18 protein-coding genes and 1 pseudogene are annotated in these 17651 nt (G+C 61.7%); 14 read left to right on the forward strand and 5 right to left on the reverse strand.

What is annotated here, in order from left to right; translation table 11 throughout:
• Positions 1 to 108: 108 nt before the first annotated feature.
• From H9L06_RS12080 to H9L06_RS09000, 7 genes and pseudogenes are all read left to right on the forward strand, one after another.
• Positions 109 to 468, forward strand: a pseudogene (locus H9L06_RS12080) (RsbRD N-terminal domain-containing protein); the annotation flags it as partial.
• A gap of 578 nt (positions 469 to 1046) precedes the next feature.
• Positions 1047 to 1205: a helix-turn-helix domain-containing protein gene (locus tag H9L06_RS08975; protein ID WP_187554857.1), complete on the forward strand. Its 159-nt coding sequence runs from the start codon at positions 1047 to 1049 to the stop codon at positions 1203 to 1205.
• A gap of 162 nt (positions 1206 to 1367) precedes the next feature.
• Entirely contained in the window at positions 1368 to 2474 is a 1107-nt protein-coding gene (locus tag H9L06_RS08980; RefSeq protein ID WP_187554858.1) for a C4-dicarboxylate TRAP transporter substrate-binding protein, read from the forward strand.
• A gap of 48 nt (positions 2475 to 2522) precedes the next feature.
• Positions 2523 to 3080 carry a TRAP transporter small permease subunit gene (locus tag H9L06_RS08985; RefSeq protein ID WP_187554859.1) on the forward strand — a complete coding sequence of 186 codons (558 nt, stop codon included), beginning with the start codon at positions 2523 to 2525 and terminating at the stop codon, positions 3078 to 3080.
• 22 nt (positions 3081 to 3102) lie between these two features.
• A complete protein-coding gene (locus H9L06_RS11915) occupies positions 3103 to 3798 on the forward strand; it encodes a TRAP transporter large permease subunit (protein ID WP_187554860.1) in 696 nt (231 codons plus the stop codon).
• On the forward strand, positions 3729 to 4484 hold the full coding sequence (locus H9L06_RS11920) for a TRAP transporter large permease subunit (RefSeq protein ID WP_187554861.1): 756 nt from the start codon (positions 3729 to 3731) through the stop codon (positions 4482 to 4484). Before H9L06_RS11915 ends, H9L06_RS11920 begins: the two co-directional genes overlap by 70 nt.
• 5 nt (positions 4485 to 4489) lie before the next feature.
• Complete coding sequence (locus H9L06_RS09000; RefSeq protein ID WP_187554862.1) at positions 4490 to 5125, forward strand: RraA family protein; 636 nt, start codon at positions 4490 to 4492, stop codon at positions 5123 to 5125.
• Between the two features lie 3 nt (positions 5126 to 5128).
• On the opposite strand, the gene H9L06_RS09005 is transcribed toward H9L06_RS09000, so the two are convergent.
• From H9L06_RS09005 to coaBC, 3 genes are all read right to left on the reverse strand, one after another.
• On the reverse strand, positions 5129 to 5776 hold the full coding sequence (locus tag H9L06_RS09005; RefSeq protein WP_187554863.1) for an SDR family oxidoreductase: 648 nt from the start codon (positions 5774 to 5776) through the stop codon (positions 5129 to 5131).
• A gap of 64 nt (positions 5777 to 5840) precedes the next feature.
• Entirely contained in the window at positions 5841 to 7184 is a 1344-nt protein-coding gene (aspS, locus tag H9L06_RS09010) for an aspartate--tRNA(Asn) ligase (protein ID WP_187554864.1), read from the reverse strand.
• Between the two features lie 9 nt (positions 7185 to 7193).
• The gene (gene coaBC, locus H9L06_RS09015) at positions 7194 to 8438 is read right to left on the reverse strand and encodes a bifunctional phosphopantothenoylcysteine decarboxylase/phosphopantothenate--cysteine ligase CoaBC (RefSeq protein WP_187554865.1); all 1245 of its coding nucleotides are present in this window, start codon (positions 8436 to 8438) and stop codon (positions 7194 to 7196) included.
• 59 nt (positions 8439 to 8497) lie between these two features.
• Here coaBC and H9L06_RS09020 point away from each other — a divergent pair, with 59 nt between their 5' ends.
• Entirely contained in the window at positions 8498 to 9265 is a 768-nt protein-coding gene (locus tag H9L06_RS09020; RefSeq protein ID WP_187554866.1) for an NRDE family protein, read from the forward strand.
• Here H9L06_RS09020 and H9L06_RS09025 read toward each other — a convergent pair.
• Both H9L06_RS09025 and H9L06_RS09030 read right to left on the reverse strand, forming a co-directional pair.
• Complete coding sequence (locus tag H9L06_RS09025; protein WP_187554867.1) at positions 9262 to 10593, reverse strand: UDP-N-acetyl glucosamine 2-epimerase; 1332 nt, start codon at positions 10591 to 10593, stop codon at positions 9262 to 9264. The two genes, H9L06_RS09020 and H9L06_RS09025, sit on opposite strands and share 4 nt — an antisense overlap.
• Positions 10590 to 11663, reverse strand: a complete 1074-nt coding sequence (locus tag H9L06_RS09030) for a sugar phosphate nucleotidyltransferase (RefSeq protein WP_187554868.1) — start codon at positions 11661 to 11663, stop codon at positions 10590 to 10592. Before H9L06_RS09030 ends, H9L06_RS09025 begins: the two co-directional genes overlap by 4 nt.
• Positions 11664 to 12068: 405 nt before the next feature.
• On the opposite strand from H9L06_RS09030, the gene sdhC reads away from it, so the two are divergent.
• From sdhC to H9L06_RS09060, 6 genes are read left to right on the forward strand one after another with little or no spacing between them, the layout of a single operon-like run.
• Positions 12069 to 12401: a succinate dehydrogenase, cytochrome b556 subunit gene (gene sdhC / locus H9L06_RS09035; protein WP_246454539.1), complete on the forward strand. Its 333-nt coding sequence runs from the start codon at positions 12069 to 12071 to the stop codon at positions 12399 to 12401.
• A 15-nt stretch (positions 12402 to 12416) separates the two neighbouring features.
• A complete protein-coding gene (locus tag H9L06_RS09040; RefSeq protein WP_187554869.1) occupies positions 12417 to 12860 on the forward strand; it encodes a succinate dehydrogenase hydrophobic membrane anchor subunit in 444 nt (147 codons plus the stop codon).
• A 47-nt stretch (positions 12861 to 12907) separates the two neighbouring features.
• A complete protein-coding gene (gene sdhA, locus H9L06_RS09045; RefSeq protein ID WP_187554870.1) occupies positions 12908 to 14740 on the forward strand; it encodes a succinate dehydrogenase flavoprotein subunit in 1833 nt (610 codons plus the stop codon).
• Between the two features lie 2 nt (positions 14741 to 14742).
• Complete coding sequence (locus tag H9L06_RS09050; protein WP_187554871.1) at positions 14743 to 15507, forward strand: succinate dehydrogenase iron-sulfur subunit; 765 nt, start codon at positions 14743 to 14745, stop codon at positions 15505 to 15507.
• Positions 15508 to 15528: 21 nt separating this feature from the next.
• Positions 15529 to 16467 (forward strand): YihY/virulence factor BrkB family protein, encoded by a 939-nt coding sequence (locus H9L06_RS09055; RefSeq protein ID WP_187554872.1) that lies wholly within the window; start codon positions 15529 to 15531, stop codon positions 16465 to 16467.
• A gap of 25 nt (positions 16468 to 16492) precedes the next feature.
• Positions 16493 to 17644, forward strand: coding sequence for a 5-(carboxyamino)imidazole ribonucleotide synthase (locus H9L06_RS09060; RefSeq protein ID WP_187554873.1), 1152 nt, complete (start codon positions 16493 to 16495; stop codon positions 17642 to 17644).
• The last annotated feature ends 7 nt before the right edge of the window (positions 17645 to 17651 follow it).

Here is a 17651-nt window from a genome sequence, read left to right on the forward strand (position 1 = left end):
CCGAAGCGAAGTCGCCGGGCTAACGTCGCGAATTCGACGGCATAGAATGTGCTCATGCACACTGAGTCAGGTTTGGATTCGGATGAGACCAAGGTATGGCGTTCGCTCATGGAGCAGCTCGGGGCCGCAGTAAATGAACTTGCGGACGACTTTGTAGAACGGGTTACCGACATACCCTCGTACAGCGGTGGTGCTGTTGGAATCGAAGAGCTGCACTCTGCGGCGGTTGAATCATTGGGGCTCGTGACAGCTGCCTTGGCTGACCCGACGCTGTTCCCTCGAGTCGAACGTTACGCTCGTGAGCTCGGTGAGCGGCGCGCGTCGCAGGGCGTTCCTTCGGAGGGGCTCACGACTGCCGTGCGACTGAACTTTCCGGTGATCTGGTCAAAACTGACCGAACTGGCCGGTCCGGAGCTGCTGCCCATGCTCATGACCCGGGTCGAACTTGTATGGACAGTGCTCGATCAGTACGCGGTCGCCTGTTACTCAAGCTATGTGGCGGTTCGCATGCGGGAGGCGCGGACAGAGGTGAGCATCAGACAGGAGTTCATCTCGGCCATGTTCACGCCTGAGGGGCAGACACCCATGGCTCAGAACAGGTTCGCGTCAATCTTTCGGGCTCCGATTGATACCCCATACGGGATCCTTGCGGTAAGCGGTAGGCCGACCGAGAGCATGAGGACTGTCGGGCGCGATCCACTGCGCTTTCTGCACGAGACTGCATCGCACACTTACCTTTTCTGGCCGATCTCGGTGACGGAGCTCGCGGAAGGTCCCGCTCTACCTGCCGAGCTCTCAGCATTTCCGTGCGGAATCTCCATGAGCGGAGATCTTGGCGGTGTTGCTGCCGCATCAGAACGAGCGAGGTTTCTGGCCGATCACCTCACCCAAAACGATAATGCGCCGCTTTCGTTCGAAGCGGCGTGGCCTAGGCTGAGCCGCACACACTTTGAAAAATCAGGATTCCTCATTGCCGAAGAACTCGACATAATGCTTGAGGGGCGCGGAGCGAAGACGAGCGGTTTCGTATCCGCGAGACGGTCGAGGTGTTCCTCAACACGGGAAGCATCGCTAAAACTAGCAGCGAACTTTTTGCTCACCGCAACACCGTGCTCAACAGGCTGCGTCGCTTCGGGGAGCTCACGGGAATCGACCTAAGAGTACCTGCCGAATCGGCGCGTGTAGTAGTGGCTTGGCTCGGCTAATGTGCAGATGCCCAATTTTCGTAGGTGAAGCCTGTGCTCTCGCGGCTTGCCCGCCCCGAGATGCCAGTCAATAGTGGGTAGCTAGGGTAGGGCGCACGAAAGCTCCTGCCCGGTATTGCGAGACGGTACCGACGATGGACCTCAGCAGGAAGGCTCACCTCAATGATGAAGAAACGATTCGTGCCAATAGCGGTGCTCTCGGCAGCAGCTCTAGCGCTCACCGGCTGCACCGGCGGAGGGGGCGGCGATGCCGCTGAAGATAGCGACAAGGTATACAACCTAAAGCTTGCCTCGTACCAACCACCAGGGGCAGCTGAGGCTGTCGCGACCGGCAAGTGGGCAGAGCAGGTTGAGGAAGCAACTGACGGACGGGTGAAGATTGAGTTCTTCTTCCAAGAGGGCCTGCTTCCGGGCGCCGAGACGCTCCAGGGCGTCGGTGACGGGCGCGCTGACCTTGGCTACATTGCCGATGCTTATTACCCGAATGAGCTTCCGCTGACGAATATCGCGGGCCTCCCGTTCGCGACGAGCAGCCCAGAAGCACAGGGGCACGCTTTCAAGGATCTCTATGCCGAGAACGAAGCGTTTAAGCAGGAGTGGGAAAACCAGGGCGTGCATGTGCTCATTTGGGCACCAGTCCCACCGAACGCCGTCGCGCTCAAGGACCCGGCAGAAAACCTCGACGACCTCGACGGACGCAAGATCCGTGCTATCGGCTTCTCGGCTGAGGCGTTTCAGGAAGCTGGCATGACCCCGGTCGCAATCTCGCAGAGCGAGGTGTACGAGTCGCTGCAGCGCGGAGTTATTGACGGCACCTCGGGTGGATCGTTCGATATCCTTACCGACCGCGACTACCAAGAGGTCGCGCCGCACTTCATGGACCTACGCTCGGGCAACTACGCCCTGACCATGAACGTCATCAATAAGCGTCTCTGGGACGAACTTCCCGCAGACCTGCAGGGAGCAATCACCGAAGTGAGTGACGGCTACCTCGACACCTACCTCGAAACTCTCTACGAGCACGAAGATGCAGCGTGTGACAAGCTTCTCGACGCTGGCGGCACGATCACCATTCTCGATGAAGCAGAGGCTGACGACTGGGCGGATCGCACGAAGGACCAGGTGAAGGAATCGTGGATGCAGGCAGTGAACAGCTCGGGTGCGGGTGTTGACGCAGAGTCGTTCTACGAGGACTACATGTCTGCGCTCGAAACCCACGAGGCTGACGCGAGCTACGAGCCCGCGCTCCAGCGCTGCGCAGTGCGCTAACACGCAGGATCTCAGTGCCGTGAGGCCCCGCAAGATAGAGAGTGAACAATGACAGAACCTACGACTCAGGTGCGTGAAGGAGTGTTACGACGATCCATACACGTCATCTCACGCACCTTCGGCATCATTGCCGTGCTCGTGATCGTATTTATGATGGTGGCGACCGTCGCTGACGTCGCCCGCCGATACTTCACCGGTGCCCCGATTCCAGGGGTTACCGAGGCCGGTGAGGTGCTCATGGTCATGGCCGTGTTCTTAGGAATCGCGTTCACCGAATATCGCGGGGCCCACGTGCGCGTCACGCTTGTGCTCGAGAAGCTGCCACCTCGGGTGGCGGCTATTATCAACTCGCTTGCGATGCTCGTCGTACTTCTTCTGCTCGCATGGATGGTGTGGGTGACCACGGGGCGCGCCCTCGAATCGATCGAGGTCGATGAAGTACGGTTCGGTCTCGTAAAGATTCCTGTATGGCCGGGCCGCATCGCGATCGCCGTGGGCCTCGCCGCTTACTTCCTTGAGGCGATCCCGAGACTGTACGACTCTGTTCGACAAGCATTCGCGAAAGAGCCAACATTCGTCGTCTCATCCGCTTCGAGCGATTACTGAGTGGTAAGGATCGAAACACACCATGGAAACCATCCCAGTCCTCGTAGCGCTTGCGCTTCTCCTGTTTTTGCTGCTTTCGGGCGTCCCGGTCGCGTTCTCGTTGGCCAGTACCGGCATCGTGGGCCTCGTACTCATCTCAGGCGGCGACATTGTCGGTAGCGTTATCGCCGGCACCACATATACTGCCGTCGGCAAGTCGAACCTTGTCGTTGTTCCGATGTTCATACTCATGGGTATGCTCACGCTCAATAGCGGTATAGCCGAACAACTCTTTGCCGTCGCGGCGAAAGTCTTGAAAAAGCTTCCCGGAGGCCTCGCTGTTGCGACAATCTTTGCCTCCGCTGGCTTCGGGGCAGTGTCGGGCTCGAGCCTCGCGAGCGTTGGAACGATCGGTAAGCTTGCCATTAGCGAGATGGTGCGTCACGGTTACAACCGCAGTTTTGCTGCGGCCTCGGTGGCCGTTTCTGGTTCACTCGCGGTGCTCATTCCCCCGAGCATCATCCTGGTCCTGTACGGTGCGGTGACAGGGGAGTCAGTGGGTAACCTGCTACTCGCTGGCATTATTCCTGGTGTACTCTCGGCCCTAATGCTCGGGGCTTCTCGCTCTACCGAGCATGGCGCAAGCCCGCACTCATCGATGGCAGCGATATGCGCCGGCGCCAGGAGCTCGCTATCGCTAAGGGACAGACCTTTGAGGTCGAAGAAGCTGCCACGGTGAAGATCAGCCCGGCGTCTGTTACAGGCGCGCTGATCGCAATCGGCCTCATCTTCCTCGTCGTTATGGGAGGCATTTACTCGGGCGTATTCACACCGAGCGAATCGGCCGCAGTTGGTGCGGTGGTCGCACTTCTTTTGCTCGTGGGCCAGTACATCAAGAAGCCGCGTGTCATGTTCCGCAACCTCGGCAAGGCGTTCACCGAGACCGTCTCGCTCAATGCGATGATCTTCATGATTCTTGTCGGTGCAGGCATCTTCTCCTACTTCCTAGTCGTTGCAGGAGTACCGACCGCGCTGTCCCAGCTCGTGGTGGGCCTGCCCGTACCGCCAGAACTTACGGTGATCTTCCTCCTGCTGATTCTCATCCCAGGTGGTATGTTCCTCGACTCGATCTCTCTGCTCGTGATCACCGTGCCGCTTGTGTACCAGCCGATCATGGATCTCGGGTTCAACGGCATCTGGCTCGGAATTCTTATCGTGAAGCTCATTGAGCTTGGCATGATTACTCCGCCGATCGGTATGAACGTCTTCGTCACAGCCGGCACCACGAGAGGGTTAGGTGTGCACGAGGTGTTTAAGGGCGTGATTCCGTTCTACATCGCCGACGTCGCGATCATCGCGGTGCTGTTCGCGTTCCCGAGCATCGTGACCTGGCTCCCTGACCTGTCGATGGCAGCAGGAGGCTAGGCGGCATGGCGGCAGAGTCTCTCGAGTCGAAACTCCGGCGCGTAGAGTTTCCTACACTCGGACACTTCCTGGAGGAGGGCTTTCTCCCGTCTCCAGGGGTGCGCGCTATTGCCCCGGGTATGACCACAGTCGGCCGGGCGAGGACAGTCCAGATTCCCGACGCCGACGCGGCCGCAGTGAACCGCGCGATCCTTGGCCTGAATGAGGGTGACGTGCTTGTCATCGATATGGGAGCTACAGACCAGCACGCGTGTGTCGGAGCCGTCACAATCGCTGCGCTCCGGGCGGTCGGTGCCGCGGGCGTTGTCGTCAATGGGCTCGTGACCGATCTCGACGACCTAACTGCGGAGCGAGAGGCCCAGCGCCGGGTGCCCGTGTTTGCTCGTGGAAGCACCAGCTTGACGACGAAGCGTCACGCGTCAGGACATTCGAAGTACGATGTGCCAGTGAACATAGACGGTGTCATCGTCACACCGGGTGATTGGGTGCTCGGAGACCGCAACGGGGTACTCGTCGCGAGCGATGAAGCGCTCGCAGCGGTAATCGATGCGGCACTTGAGTCAGACGCGGCAGAGCCAGCGCTCCTCGAACGCATAGCCGCTGGCGAGCCACTCGCCGCACTGCTCTTTACGGGCGAGTAGACGCTAGATCCTCGCGATCTCCTGCCGCGGGCGCACCGCAATGTCGGTGATCTGGGTATCGGCCGGCGCGTCGATCACGAACCGCACGGTCGCGGCGACCGTCGACGGCTTGATATAGCGCTCGGGCGTATACGACCCGGGCTTGCTATGGTTGCGCAGCATAGGGGTGTCGGTCTGCCCGGGAGCGAGCGTGACGACGCGCACGCGGTGTGGCTCCTCGTCGATCCGCAGCACGTCAGCGACAGCACGAAGCGCGTGCTTGCTCGCCGAATAGATCGCGCTTCCAGGAACAGCCTTCGTGCCAGCGCCCGAGCCAATGAAGATAATTGTTCCCTCGGCTTCGCGAATGAGCGGGAGCGCAACGCGGGTGATGAGCGCGGGGCCGACGACGTTGGTGGTGAGCTGCGCGTCCCAGTCGGCACGGGTTGCGTCGCCGACCGAGAGGTGGTCGCCGATCGCGGCCGTGTGCACGAGCACATCGAGGCGCGAAAGCCCCGCAATCGCGGCCGCAAACGCTTCCTCGTCGGTGACCTCGGCGACGAGCGTGTCACAACCTGTCTCGGTAGCCAGTTCCTCGAGTGCCGAAGCGCGGCGACCCGTCGCAATCACGCGGTGCGTGCGGCTGAGGTCGCGCACAATCTCGACACCCATGCCCCGGTCGCGCCGGTGACAAGAGCCACCGGGCGCTCGGCACCAGCCAGGTCAGCCGCAGTCATTACGGCAGCAGACGGTTCGGGCCGCGGAACAGGTAGGTGGTCTCGCGGATCGACGACTGCTTCAGCATGAGCATAAGCACGCGGTTGAGGCCCATTCCGAATCCGCCGTGCGTCGGAACGCCGTAGCGGAAGAAGTCGAGGTAGAACCCGAGCTCCTTCGGATCCATGCCCTTCTCAACGGCCTGCGCCTCGAGTACGTCAATGCGGTGCTCGCGCTGCGCGCCCGTGGAGATCTCGGTGCCGTTGTAGATGAGGTCGTAGCTGTTCGTGAGCTGCGGGTTGTCGGCGTGCCGCATGTGGTAGAACGGGCGGATCGACGCGTCATAGTCGGTGAGGAACACGAAGTCGTGTCCGTACTTCTTCTTGACGTGTGCCGAGATGCGACGTTCGCCCTCGGGATCCATATCGGCGTCGGCGCGGGGAACCTCGTAGCCCTCGGCCTTCACGATCTCCTTCGCCTCGGCGAGCGGGATACGCGGGAAGGGGCGGGCCGGAACCTCAAGTTCGACATTGAAGAACTTCTTGATCTCTTCGCCGTGCTTCTCCTTGACCGCGGTGAGGCCAGCGACCATGAGCTCCTCGTGCAGCTCCATGACGTCTTCGTGCGAGTCGATCCAGCTCATCTCGGCATCGACCGATGTGAACTCGGTTGCGTGGCGAGAAGTGAATGATGGATCGGCGCGGAATGCCGGTCCGACCTCAAAGATGCCGCCGAAACCAGCCGCCTGCGCCATCTGCTTGAAGAATTGCGGGCTCTGCGCGAGGAACGCCTTGCCCTCGAAGTACTCAACCTCGAAGAGTTCTGCGCGTGACTCAGACGCAGAAGCCATGAGCTTCGGAGTTTGGATCTCGATGAAGCCCCTATCTACCCACACCTGGCGCAGCGCGTGCAAGAACGTCGTCTGCACCCGGAACACGAGATTCTGCTCGGGGCGGCGGAGATCGAGGAACCGCCAGTCAAGGCGCACGTCGATGTTCGAATCGTCGGCGACCGGGTTGTCGGGCAGCGCGGCCGCGACCACATCAATCGTTTCGATCTGGATCTCAACGCCGCCGAGCTTCACACGCTCGTTGTGCTGCAGCTCACCGGTCACGGTAATAAAGGTGCCGTGAGTGAGTTCGGAGATCGTAGTCGTGCGGGGCACGAGAATGTCAGAGCGTGGATTCTCGGGATCGGGCTCGCGCAGCACGCCGCCGTTCACCAGCTGCACCGCGCCACTCTCGTCGCGGAGCACGACGAACTGCACGTAGCGCTGGTCGCGCACCTTTTCGACCCAACCAGAAACTCGTACGAGGCCGTCTTCGCGGGCGGCCAGATCCTTAATTAATACACGCTCAGTCACCCGGTCAGTCTACAAGGGTTCGTTGCCTCTGGCTCGCAGCACCTCGGTGAGCAGCGCATCGGCGACCTCGCGCTTGCTGCCCTGCACGGCACCCGTCACAGAGTCGCTCGCATCAATAAAGATGAGTGAGTTGTCGCCCGCCTCAAAGCCCTCGTTCCAGCCGACGGCGTTGACGGCGAGTAGATCCACACCCTTGCGCGCGCGCTTGCGCTTGCCGCGCTCGACGAGCTCTTCTTCGCTCGCAACAGTTTCAGCAGCAAACCCGACGATTGTCAGCCCCGACCGGCGGTGCTCCTGCACGAGCCCAGCGAGAATGTCTGGATTCTCGGTGAGCGCGATCGACATGCCCTTGCCCCGGGAGTTTTCCTTACGCAGCTTGCCATCTGCGACTTTGGCGACGCGATAGTCGGAGACCGCCGCCGCCATGATCACAATGTCGGCACTCGCGACCTCTCGCTCGACAACACCTTGCATCTCGGTCGCGGTGCCAACCGGCTCGATGCGAACGCGAGGGTGGATCGCATCATCAAGCACGCTCTGCTCGATGTTTGCACTCACGAGCACCACATCTGCACCCCGGGCCGCCGCGGCCGCAGCGAGCGCGACACCCTGCCGGCCACTCGACCGGTTGCCGATGTATCGCACGGGATCGATGGGTTCGCGCGTGCCACCGGCGCTAACAAGCACCCGAATACCCTCGAGGTCTGGGGCGGGCGTTTCGAGATCGCTTTCGGTCAAGATGCGATCCACCGCCTCGGCGATTGCCTCGGGCTCGCTCATGCGCCCCGGCCCACTGTCGGCGCCCGTGAGCTGCCCTGATTCGGGACCGATGAACTCGATACCGCGCTCGCGCAGCACCTGCACATTCGCCTGGGTCGCCGGGTGCTCCCACATCTCGGTGTGCATCGCTGGCGCGACGAGCACCGTGGCCTGGGTCGCGAGCAGCGTCGTGCCGAGCAGGTCGTCGGCGATGCCGGTCGCCATGCGGGCGATCGTGTTCGCGGTCGCGGGCGCGACGATCACCAGGTCGGCCTGCTGCCCGAGCCGCACGTGACGTACCTCGGGCACATCGTCGTGCACGGAAGTCGTGACCGGGTTGCGGCTAATGGCCTCCCAGGTCGGCAGTCCAACGAAACGCAGCGCATCTGCGGTCGGCACGACATGCAGCTCGTGCCCGGCGAGCACAAGCAACCTTGCAAGCGAGACCGCCTTGTACGCCGCAATTCCACCAGTCACCCCGAGTACGATGTTCATACCTGGTATCTTCCCATCTGAACCCGCCGCAGTGGGCGGCTATTTACGAATGGAGCCGCATGTGCACCGCAATCATTGAGGTGCCGCGTGATTCTTCACGGGCCACGCGCATGCTCGCGGTGCGCGACGAAGACCGAAATCGGCCGTGGGATCCACCGGGGCAGTGGTGGCCCGAGCTTCCCGGTGTGATCGGGGTGCGAGACCGGCTCGCGAACGGCGCGTGGCTTGCGGCGTCGCCCGGTCGCGGCACACTTGCGGTGCTGCTGAACCGTGCTCCCGGCGGGCCCACTCACGGTGCCGGCACGCACGCTGACGAGCTCACGCTGCGGTTCTCGCACGCGACCCCGGCAACGTCGGGCCTGCGGTCGCGCGGTTCGATCGTGCTCGCCGCGGCTCAGGGGCTGCCGGTGAGTGACCACCCCGGCACTGGTGCGTTCAATCTTGTTGAGGTGAGTGGATCCACCGCCCGCGTCACGACCTGGGACGGCGCGCGTGTCACCCGAACTGACCTCGAGCCTGGCGTGCACATGATCGCGCACCACGAGGTTAATGATCCGACGACCGCGCGCATCGCTCGCTGGCTGCCTGAGTTTCGCGCGCTCGAGGGGCTCGCTGACGAGAGTTGGCGGGCAAAGTGGATCGCGCTGCTCGACCGCACAACCGACCTGCACCCAGATGACGACCGTGCAATCGTGCGCGACAACACCGTGCATGGGTACCCGACGCAGTCGCTGCTCATGTGCACCGCCGAGGTGCGCCGTGGATCGGGCGTGAGCGGCGCTGAAGTCGAACTCGACTACCGCGTGCTGCCCGAAAAGCTTGGCTAGAGCCCGTAACGCCACTCTTCTGACGAGGGCAGCAGCCCCGACCCATCGAGCCTCGCCTCGACCTCTTCGACCAGCATCGTCGACGCGTTCTCGGGGTAGATGCGCTCCCACGAGATCTCGCCGCGGTGCGCGAATACCTGGCGGATCACCTCAGCGATCAGATCTCCACGCGTCGGCGGGGCCAGGAAGTTGCCGCCAGCAAGGAGCGACTCGCCGCGGTCGGACCCGAAGCGCAGCGTCACACATGGCACCCCGAGCACGTTCACTTCTTCCTGGATGCTCCCGGAATCGGTGGCGATCAGCGCACACCGCTGCATCGCCGCGAGCACGTGCGAGTAGTTGTCCCACACCGGCGTCGAAATGAGCCGGTCACCGTGCCGGGCCTCGAGCTCGTTCAACCACTCCCGCATCCCGAACCGGTCGATCGCCGACTCTGTGCCGTTCAAGCGAATGAACAAGACTGAGTGGCCGCCCTCGAGCAGCTCCTCCATGCCGTCCATGAGCGCGGTGAAGCGGGCCCGGTTTTCCGTGTTCTCCTTGCGGTGCACGCAGTACCTGATGAACTCACCCGACGCGAACGCGGGGAACCGCTCGAGCAGCTCCTGATCCGCCGTCTCAGTCATGCCGGTCTGCAACGCGTCAACGATCGAGTTACCGACCACCGCGATCGTTTTCGGGTCAAACCCGTCTTCGAGTAGGTACTCGCGATTCAACTCCACTGGCGCCGCGTGAAACTGTGCGCCAGCGTCAACGACACGGGTATTGAACTGCTCGGGCGAGGGCTCGCGACTGCCGCGCCCAAAGTTTGCGCGCACGAGGTGCTGCGCCTTGAACGTCTGAAAGTCGAACGAGCCCGTCTCGATACGGTCGTGCCACTCATGCAGCACCTCGCGAATGGGTGAGAGGGTGCGCAGGCCAGCTTCGACGTGCACGAGCCCCTGACCGAGCCCGAACGCGGCGAGCGACCCAGACATCGCGGTCGACGTGTCGCCGTGCGCGTAAGTAATTGGCGGGCCAACCTCACGGTCAAGCTCTGTGAGGTAGTCAGCGAGCTTCCTGGAGACCCCGCTCGTCACGTCGATCGCACTGCCAGACACCCCAAGGTTCACGCTCTCACGAATATTGAACTCCTCGAGCATCGACCCCGACAGGTTGTGCGAGTAGTGCTGGCCCGTGTGGCACACGATCGCGTGATGCCCCCGCGCGACAAGCTCGTGATACACCGGAGCCTGCTTAATGATGTCGGGCTTCGTGCCCACGAGCACGACATGCACCGGCTCGCGGGTGCCCCCGATAATCGGTGTGGATCCATGCGCCTGCGCGTTCACAGCAGCCCTTCCTCTCCAGCGCCCGCAACCGCGGCACGCCACTCCTTTACCGATTCGAGCGAACTCGCGACCGATCGATTCAACACGTACACGGCGTCATCGTGCGACACGATAACGAGATCTTCGACCCCGCACGCAACGATCGGGCGGCCGTCTGTCGAAATTGCCACAATATTGCGCGAATCGGGAATCAGCGCCGCAGGAAGCTCGGGCCCAAGCTGTTCCCGTGCCTGCAGCACGCGCTCCCACGTGCCCACATCGCTCCACCCAAAATCGCGCACGAGCACATCAACCTCAGCGTCCGCAATAAAGAACGGGTCGAGCTCGTGCCCCTCAAGCGGCACCCCGTCGTATCCATAGGTGCGCTCGTCAACATCGTCGACCCAGTGCTTCGCATACGCCACAATTTCAGCGGTGTGGATCGGGTACACCCTACGCAGAATCTCAAGTACGGCGCCCGGTTTCGCGAGGTAATTCGCGGTGTTCCAACACGCAACCCCGCTCTCCCCAAGCTCTTTCGCTTCCTCAAGGCTCGGCTTCTCAGACAGCGTGACCGCATGGAAAAAGTCGGGAGTCTTCGTCGGCTCAAGCCGCATGTACCCGAGACGATCGTCGGGTTCGGTGGGCTTCGCGCCGAGCACCGTCACGGTCGCGCCGTTTTCGAACACACCGTCAGCGAGTTCGGCGATCGTGCGTTCGAACTCTGCCGGGTCTTGTACGTAGTGATCAGACGGGCAGGTGAGTACCCGCACGTTATCGCCGTGTAGCTGCTGCATCACTGCGTGGGCGAGCACGAACGCGGTCGCCGGGCCGAGCGGGCGACGCTCCAAAATAATGTTTTCCTCGGGCACCGGAATGTTCGCGGCGCACACATCCGACAGGTACTTCTCGGTCGTCGAGATGTAGATGCGTTCTGGGGGGAACACGCTGAGCAGCCGATCCACCGTGGTCTGAATGAGGGTCTTCTCGCTCACGACCGACACGAACTGCTTCGGACGATTCTTTCGGCTCAGCGGCCACAGGCGCTGGCCCTTGCCGCCGGCGAGCACGACAGCTACGGGTTCAGTCACGTACGACGACTCCTCGTGAGTAGTTGACACGGGCAGGGTGCTCACCACAACCCGTGCAGTGAACATTTTGCGAAATAAACACAGCCCCGTGGTGAGCCTACCCCAGGGGGTGGATCGGCGACTGGCATCCCGGTGGGAACCCGCAATTACGTGTTTTCATCTGATGAATGCACGGGATTCGGCGGGGAGGGGGTGTGCCGGGACGGCATTGAAATGGTGCCATAATGGAAGACGCAGTGAATTCTCAGCAATGTGGCGCGCCCGCAATTCGAGCGCTTGGCAATGTGATGTGAGCCTGTAGCGTGACGACCAAGGAGGATACTCGTGTCAGCCCAAACCGCAGAAGCCCCGGTGGCGAAAAAGAAGACCCGACCGGGCGGAACGCTCTATCGCGGTAATGAGGGAATGTGGTCGTGGGTGTTGCACCGTATCACCGGTGTTGCGATCTTCTTCTTCCTGCTCGTGCACGTGCTCGATACGGCACTCATTCGCGTGAGCCCCGAGGCGTACAACGCGGTGATGAGCACATACAAGACCCCGATCATGGGTCTCGGCGAGGCCGCACTGGTCGCTGCGATCGTCTTCCACGCGTATAACGGTTTGCGCATCATTTTGGTGGATTACTGGAGCAAGGGCGCTAAGTACCACAAGACGATGTTCTGGATCGTGATCGTGCTTTGGGTTGTGACCATGGCAGGCTTCCTGCCCCGTCACCTGATGAACGTGTTCGGTCACTAAGCGAGGTTTGGAATTATGGCAATGACAATTGACGCGCCCCGCTCGCAGACCCCCGCGAAGAAGCGCACCAACTGGGAAAAGTGGGGTTGGATCTACATGCGAGTCTCGGGCGTACTGCTCGTGGTGCTCGTGTTCGGACACCTGTTCTCAAACCTCATGCTCGGTGACGGCGTGAGTGCAATTGACTTCGGGTTCGTTGGCGGCAAGCTCGCCAACCCCTTCTGGATGGTGTGGGACACGCTGCTTCTTTGGCTCGCCTTGATCCACGGTGCAAACGGCATGCGCACGATCGTGAACGACTACGTGACCCGTCCGGGCCTCGCGAAGACGTTCCGAGTGCTGCTCTTCCTGTCGGCAGCACTCCTGATCATTCTTGGCACCCTCGTGATCTACACCTTCGATCCGTGCCCTGAAGGCGCAGACCCCGAGCTCGTTGCCTCCTTCTGCTCGACCCTGTAGTCAGCGCGAGCGTCTAGATTCTCAAAGATTTCGAAGTTAGGAACCCTGTGACCACGAATACCCATGAGGGCGAGGACGTAACCGTCAAAGACGGTGTGACGTACCACCAATTTGATGTCGTCATCGTAGGTGCTGGCGGTGCCGGCATGCGCGCGGCGATTGAAGCCGGCCCGAAGGCGAAAACCGCCGTGATCACGAAGCTGTACCCGACCCGCTCGCACACCGGTGCTGCGCAGGGCGGCATGGCTGCGGCCCTCGCGAACGTCGAGGAAGATAACTGGGAGTGGCACACCTTCGACACGGTCAAGGGTGGCGACTACCTCGTCGACCAAGACGCGGCAGAGATTCTCGCGAAAGAAGCGATTGACGCGGTCATCGACCTCGAGAACATGGGTCTTCCGTTCAACCGCACGCCCGAGGGCAAGATCGACCAGCGTCGCTTCGGTGGTCACACACGCGATCACGGCAAGGCTGCGGTTCGCCGCGCGTGCTACGCCGCAGACCGCACGGGCCACATGATCCTGCAGACGCTCTTCCAGAACTGCGTGAAGCTCGGCATCAACTTCTACAACGAGTTCTACGTGCTCGACCTCGTGATGACGGGTGAAGGCAAGGACCGCAAGCCAGCGGGTGTCGTCGCATACGAGCTTGCGACTGGCGAGCTCCACGTGTTCCAGGCGAAGTCGGTGGTCTTCGCGACCGGCGGTTTCGGCAAGATCTTCAAGACGACGTCGAACGCACACACGCTCACCGGTGACGGTGTCGGCATCATCTGGCGCAAGGGTCTTCCGCTCGAAGACATGGAGTTCTACCAGTTCCACCCGACGGGCCTCGCGGGTCTTGGCATTCTGCTGACCGAGGGTGCACGTGGTGAAGGTGCTATCTTGCGTAACGCAAGTGGCGAACGCTTCATGGAGCGATACGCGCCGACCATTAAAGACCTCGCTCCGCGTGACATCGTTGCACGTTCAATGGTGCAAGAGGTGCTCGATGGTCGCGGTGCTGGCCCACACAAGGATTACGTCTACCTCGACTGCACCCACCTTGGCGCAGAGGTACTTGAGACCAAGCTCCCAGACATCACCGAGTTCGCTCGCACCTACCTCGGTGTCGACCCGGTAGTCGAGCCGGTTCCCGTGTTCCCGACCGCGCACTACGCAATGGGTGGCATTCCGACCAACGTGCAGGCAGAGGTGCTCATGGACAACGACACGGTTGTGCCTGGCCTCTACGCAGCTGGCGAGTGTGCATGTGTCTCCGTGCACGGTTCGAACCGACTCGGCACGAACTCACTGCTCGACATCAACGTCTTCGGCAAGCGTTCGGGTAACGCCGCAGCCGACTTCGCACAGACCGCATCGTTCGTCGATCTCCCCGCAGATCCGGCGAAGGAGATTCGCGAGCTTGTCGAAAGCTTCCGCACCGGCACTGGTACCGAGCGCGTGGCAGACCTCCGCCGCGAATTGCAGGAGGCCATGGACCGCGGGGCGCAGGTGTTCCGTACCGAAGAGTCACTCACGAACGTGCTTGGTGTGATCCACAACCTTCGCGAGCGCTACAAGAACGTTGGCATCCAGGACCGCGGTATGCGTTACAACACCGACCTTCTCGAGGCGATCGAGCTCGGATTCTTGCTCGACCTCGCAGAGGTGCTCACCTACGCGGCCCGCAACCGCAAGGAGAGCCGCGGTGGTCACATGCGCGATGATTACCCTGATCGTGACGACGCAAACTACATGCAGCACACGATGGCATACCTCACGGGCGACCCGCACTCGGCGAACCCTGAGGATCACATCCGCCTCGACTGGAAGCCCGTCACCGTCACAAAGAATGAGCAGGGCGAGTTGAGGTACCCGCCACTTGAGAGGAAGTACTAGGCATGAGCACCGCAACTGCTGAAGCTGGCGTCGCAGTAGAGGAAGCACCGAAGCCGTTCACGGTCACTCTCCTCATTCGTCGCTACAATCCCGAGTCGGGTCGCGACGCATACTGGGAAGACTTTGACGTCGAGATGTACCCGACCGACCGTATTCTCGATGCGCTCCACAAGATCAAGTGGGACGTTGACGGTACGCTCGCATTCCGTCGCTCATGCGCACACGGTATTTGTGGCTCGGATGCGATGCGCATCAACGGTCGCAACCGTCTCGCATGCAAGACGCTCGTGAAAGATCTCGATATCTCGAAGCCGATCTACGTTGAGGCAATCAAGGGTCTGCCCCTTGAGAAGGATCTCATTGTCGACATGGAGCCGTTCTTCGAGTCGTACCGCCAGGTGCAGCCGTTCCTCGTTGCGAACTCGCAGCCTGAGTCGGGCAAGGAGCGCATCCAAGACGTAGTGGCTCGCGAGCGCTTCGACGATACGACCAAGTGCATCCTGTGTGCTGCGTGCACCTCATCGTGCCCAGTGTTCTGGACCGACGGTCAGTACTTCGGTCCAGCAGCGATTGTGAATGCGCACCGCTTCATCTTTGACTCGCGCGATGACAACGCGCAGGTGCGCCTCGACATTCTCAATGACAAAGAGGGCGTGTGGCGCTGCCGCACCACCTTCAACTGCACCGAGGCTTGCCCGCGTGGCATTCAGGTCACCAAGGCGATCGCTGAGGTCAAGGCAGCGATCCGTTCCGGCAAGACTGACTAGGTTCAGGTTTAGACTCGCCATATGAGCGAGCGCCCATTGCCAGCCGTCGTCACCAAGTGGCGGCGGCTTTGGCATTGGTTCAGGCGACAGCGTCCGTACCGTACGTTTTCGCACTTCACGAACGTTGGCGGCAACGTGCTTTCCGGGGGCATGAGCTACCAGGCGCTGTTCGCGGTTTTCGCGGGGCTCCTTGTCGGATTCGGTGTATTCGGCATTTTTCTCCGCGAACACGAAACGCTGCTCGACGTCATAGTCGACCAGATCAATACGTCGATTCCGGGCCTCCTCGGAGATGACGGCGCGGTATCGGTGCAGGAGCTGCTCGCGACGCGCGCAATCGACTGGACGAGCATCGTCGCCGCAGTGTCTCTGCTGTGGATCGCAGTGAACTGGTTTACGGGAACCAGGCGTTCGATCCGCATCATTTTTGGTCTCGAAGTGAAGGAGTACCGCAACGCGGTCTATCTCAAGATTCGCGACTTTGTGCTCGCGCTTTGCTTCGCACTCGCCATTGTTATCTCGGCCGCGCTCACGGTCGCGAGTTCTAATATCGCAGACACGGTGCTCGGGTGGCTCGGCGCGAACCCCGACAACTGGTTCTTCGGCACGCTCGGCACGGTCGTGAGATACGGCGCCCTGTACGTCTTTGACGTGCTCATTCTCATGGCGATCCACTGGGCGCTCGCAGAGGTGCGTATCGGCTGGTGGAATTTGCTCATCGGTTGTTTGCTCGGCGCGGCCGCGCTCTTTGGCCTGAAGTTTCTCGGTGCCGCGCTGCTCGGTGGAGCTTCGAGCAACCCGCTGCTCGCGACCTTCGCGATCTTCGTGGGTCTCTTGCTCTGGTTCAATTTCGTGTGTCGCGTGTTGTTGCTGACGTCGGCGTGGATCGCGACGGGCCTCGACAAGTCGCTCGGGTTACCTGAGGACCCTGCGCGGCGTAGTGCTTCCGCATTCTTTTGAGAGACGGCCTCGGTAGGATGGTCGCATGGCATTGGGCGACAACGGCAGCATTCGCATTGGCGTGATTGGCGGCGGGCAACTTGCACGCATGATGGTGCCGCCGGCGATCCACCTGGGACTCGAGATTTCGGTGCTCGCTGAGACCGAGGGCATGAGCGCGAAGCGCGCAGCCGATCAGGTGGGCGACTACCGTGACCCAGAAACCGTGTACGCGTTTGCCGAGACTGTCGACGTGGTGACCTTTGACCACGAGCATGTGCCGCAGGAGATTCTGACAGAACTTGAGCGCCGCGGGGTGCCGGTGCACCCGAAACCGCACGCGCTGCAGTTTGCGCAAGACAAGATTTTGATGCGCGAGAAGCTTGCTGAGCTCGGCGTGCCGGTACCGCAGTGGGCTGCCGTCGAAGACGAGGCGTCACTGCAGGAGTTTATTGACGCGAATGGCGGCCGCGCCGTTGTGAAGACCGCGCGAGGCGGGTACGACGGCAAGGGCGTGCGCGTCGTGTCGAACGCCGACGAAGTGCGTGACTGGTTTACGGCGCTCGCAGAGGATGCCCGCGGTGGGTTCCTGCTCGTCGAAGAGCTTGTCGATTTCACCCGCGAGTTGTCGCAGTTGGTGGCACGCCGCCCGTCGGGCGAGATGCGGCACTGGCCCGTGGTCGAGACGATCCAGCGCGACGGAGTGTGCGCCGAGGTGCTCGCGCCCGCGCCGGTTTCGAACGAGGCAATACTCGACGAGGCCGCTCGCATTGGTGAGGCAGTTGCTTCGGGCGTAGATGTCACAGGCGTGCTCGCGGTCGAAATGTTTGAGACAACCGACGGCCGAGTGCTTGTGAACGAGCTCGCGATGCGCCCGCACAATTCGGGTCACTTTTCGATTGAGGGTTCGGTGACGAGCCAGTTCGAGCAGCACCTGCGTGCGGTCGCAGACTTGCCGCTCGGCGACACGTCGATGACGGCTCCGGCAGCGGTCATGGTGAACGTGCTCGGCGGCCCCGAAGAGGGCCCGATGCCAGTGCGTTACCAGAAGGTGCTTGCGGAGTATCCGTCGGCGAAGATCCACAGCTACGGCAAGCAGCCTCGCCCCGGTCGCAAGGTTGGTCACGTAACCGTCGTGGGTGACTCACTCGAAGAGGCTCGCGCCGAAGCGCAGGCCGCCGCGAACGCGTTTGGGTAGTTGCTCG

It is taken from the genome of Leucobacter denitrificans, assembly GCF_014396385.1.
Classification (GTDB): Bacteria; Actinomycetota; Actinomycetes; order Actinomycetales; family Microbacteriaceae; genus Leucobacter; species Leucobacter denitrificans.

Bases quoted from the DNA above. Each gene is read 5' to 3' on its own strand.
- H9L06_RS08980 (WP_187554858.1), top strand. From the start codon at position 1,368: ATGATGAAGAAACGATTCGTGCCAATAGCGGTGCTCTCGGCAGCAGCT.
- H9L06_RS08985 (WP_187554859.1), top strand. From the start codon at position 2,523: ATGACAGAACCTACGACTCAGGTGCGTGAAGGAGTGTTACGACGATCC.
- H9L06_RS11915 (WP_187554860.1), top strand. From the start codon at position 3,103: ATGGAAACCATCCCAGTCCTCGTAGCGCTTGCGCTTCTCCTGTTTTTG.
- H9L06_RS11920 (WP_187554861.1), top strand. From the start codon at position 3,729: ATGCGCCGGCGCCAGGAGCTCGCTATCGCTAAGGGACAGACCTTTGAG.
- H9L06_RS09000 (WP_187554862.1), top strand. From the start codon at position 4,490: ATGGCGGCAGAGTCTCTCGAGTCGAAACTCCGGCGCGTAGAGTTTCCT.
- H9L06_RS09005 (WP_187554863.1), bottom strand. From the start codon at position 5,776: ATGGGTGTCGAGATTGTGCGCGACCTCAGCCGCACGCACCGCGTGATT.
- coaBC (WP_187554865.1), bottom strand. From the start codon at position 8,438: ATGAACATCGTACTCGGGGTGACTGGTGGAATTGCGGCGTACAAGGCG.
- H9L06_RS09020 (WP_187554866.1), top strand. From the start codon at position 8,498: ATGTGCACCGCAATCATTGAGGTGCCGCGTGATTCTTCACGGGCCACG.
- sdhC (WP_246454539.1), top strand. From the start codon at position 12,069: ATGTGGTCGTGGGTGTTGCACCGTATCACCGGTGTTGCGATCTTCTTC.
- H9L06_RS09040 (WP_187554869.1), top strand. From the start codon at position 12,417: ATGGCAATGACAATTGACGCGCCCCGCTCGCAGACCCCCGCGAAGAAG.
- H9L06_RS09050 (WP_187554871.1), top strand. From the start codon at position 14,743: ATGAGCACCGCAACTGCTGAAGCTGGCGTCGCAGTAGAGGAAGCACCG.
- H9L06_RS09055 (WP_187554872.1), top strand. From the start codon at position 15,529: ATGAGCGAGCGCCCATTGCCAGCCGTCGTCACCAAGTGGCGGCGGCTT.
- H9L06_RS09060 (WP_187554873.1), top strand. From the start codon at position 16,493: ATGGCATTGGGCGACAACGGCAGCATTCGCATTGGCGTGATTGGCGGC.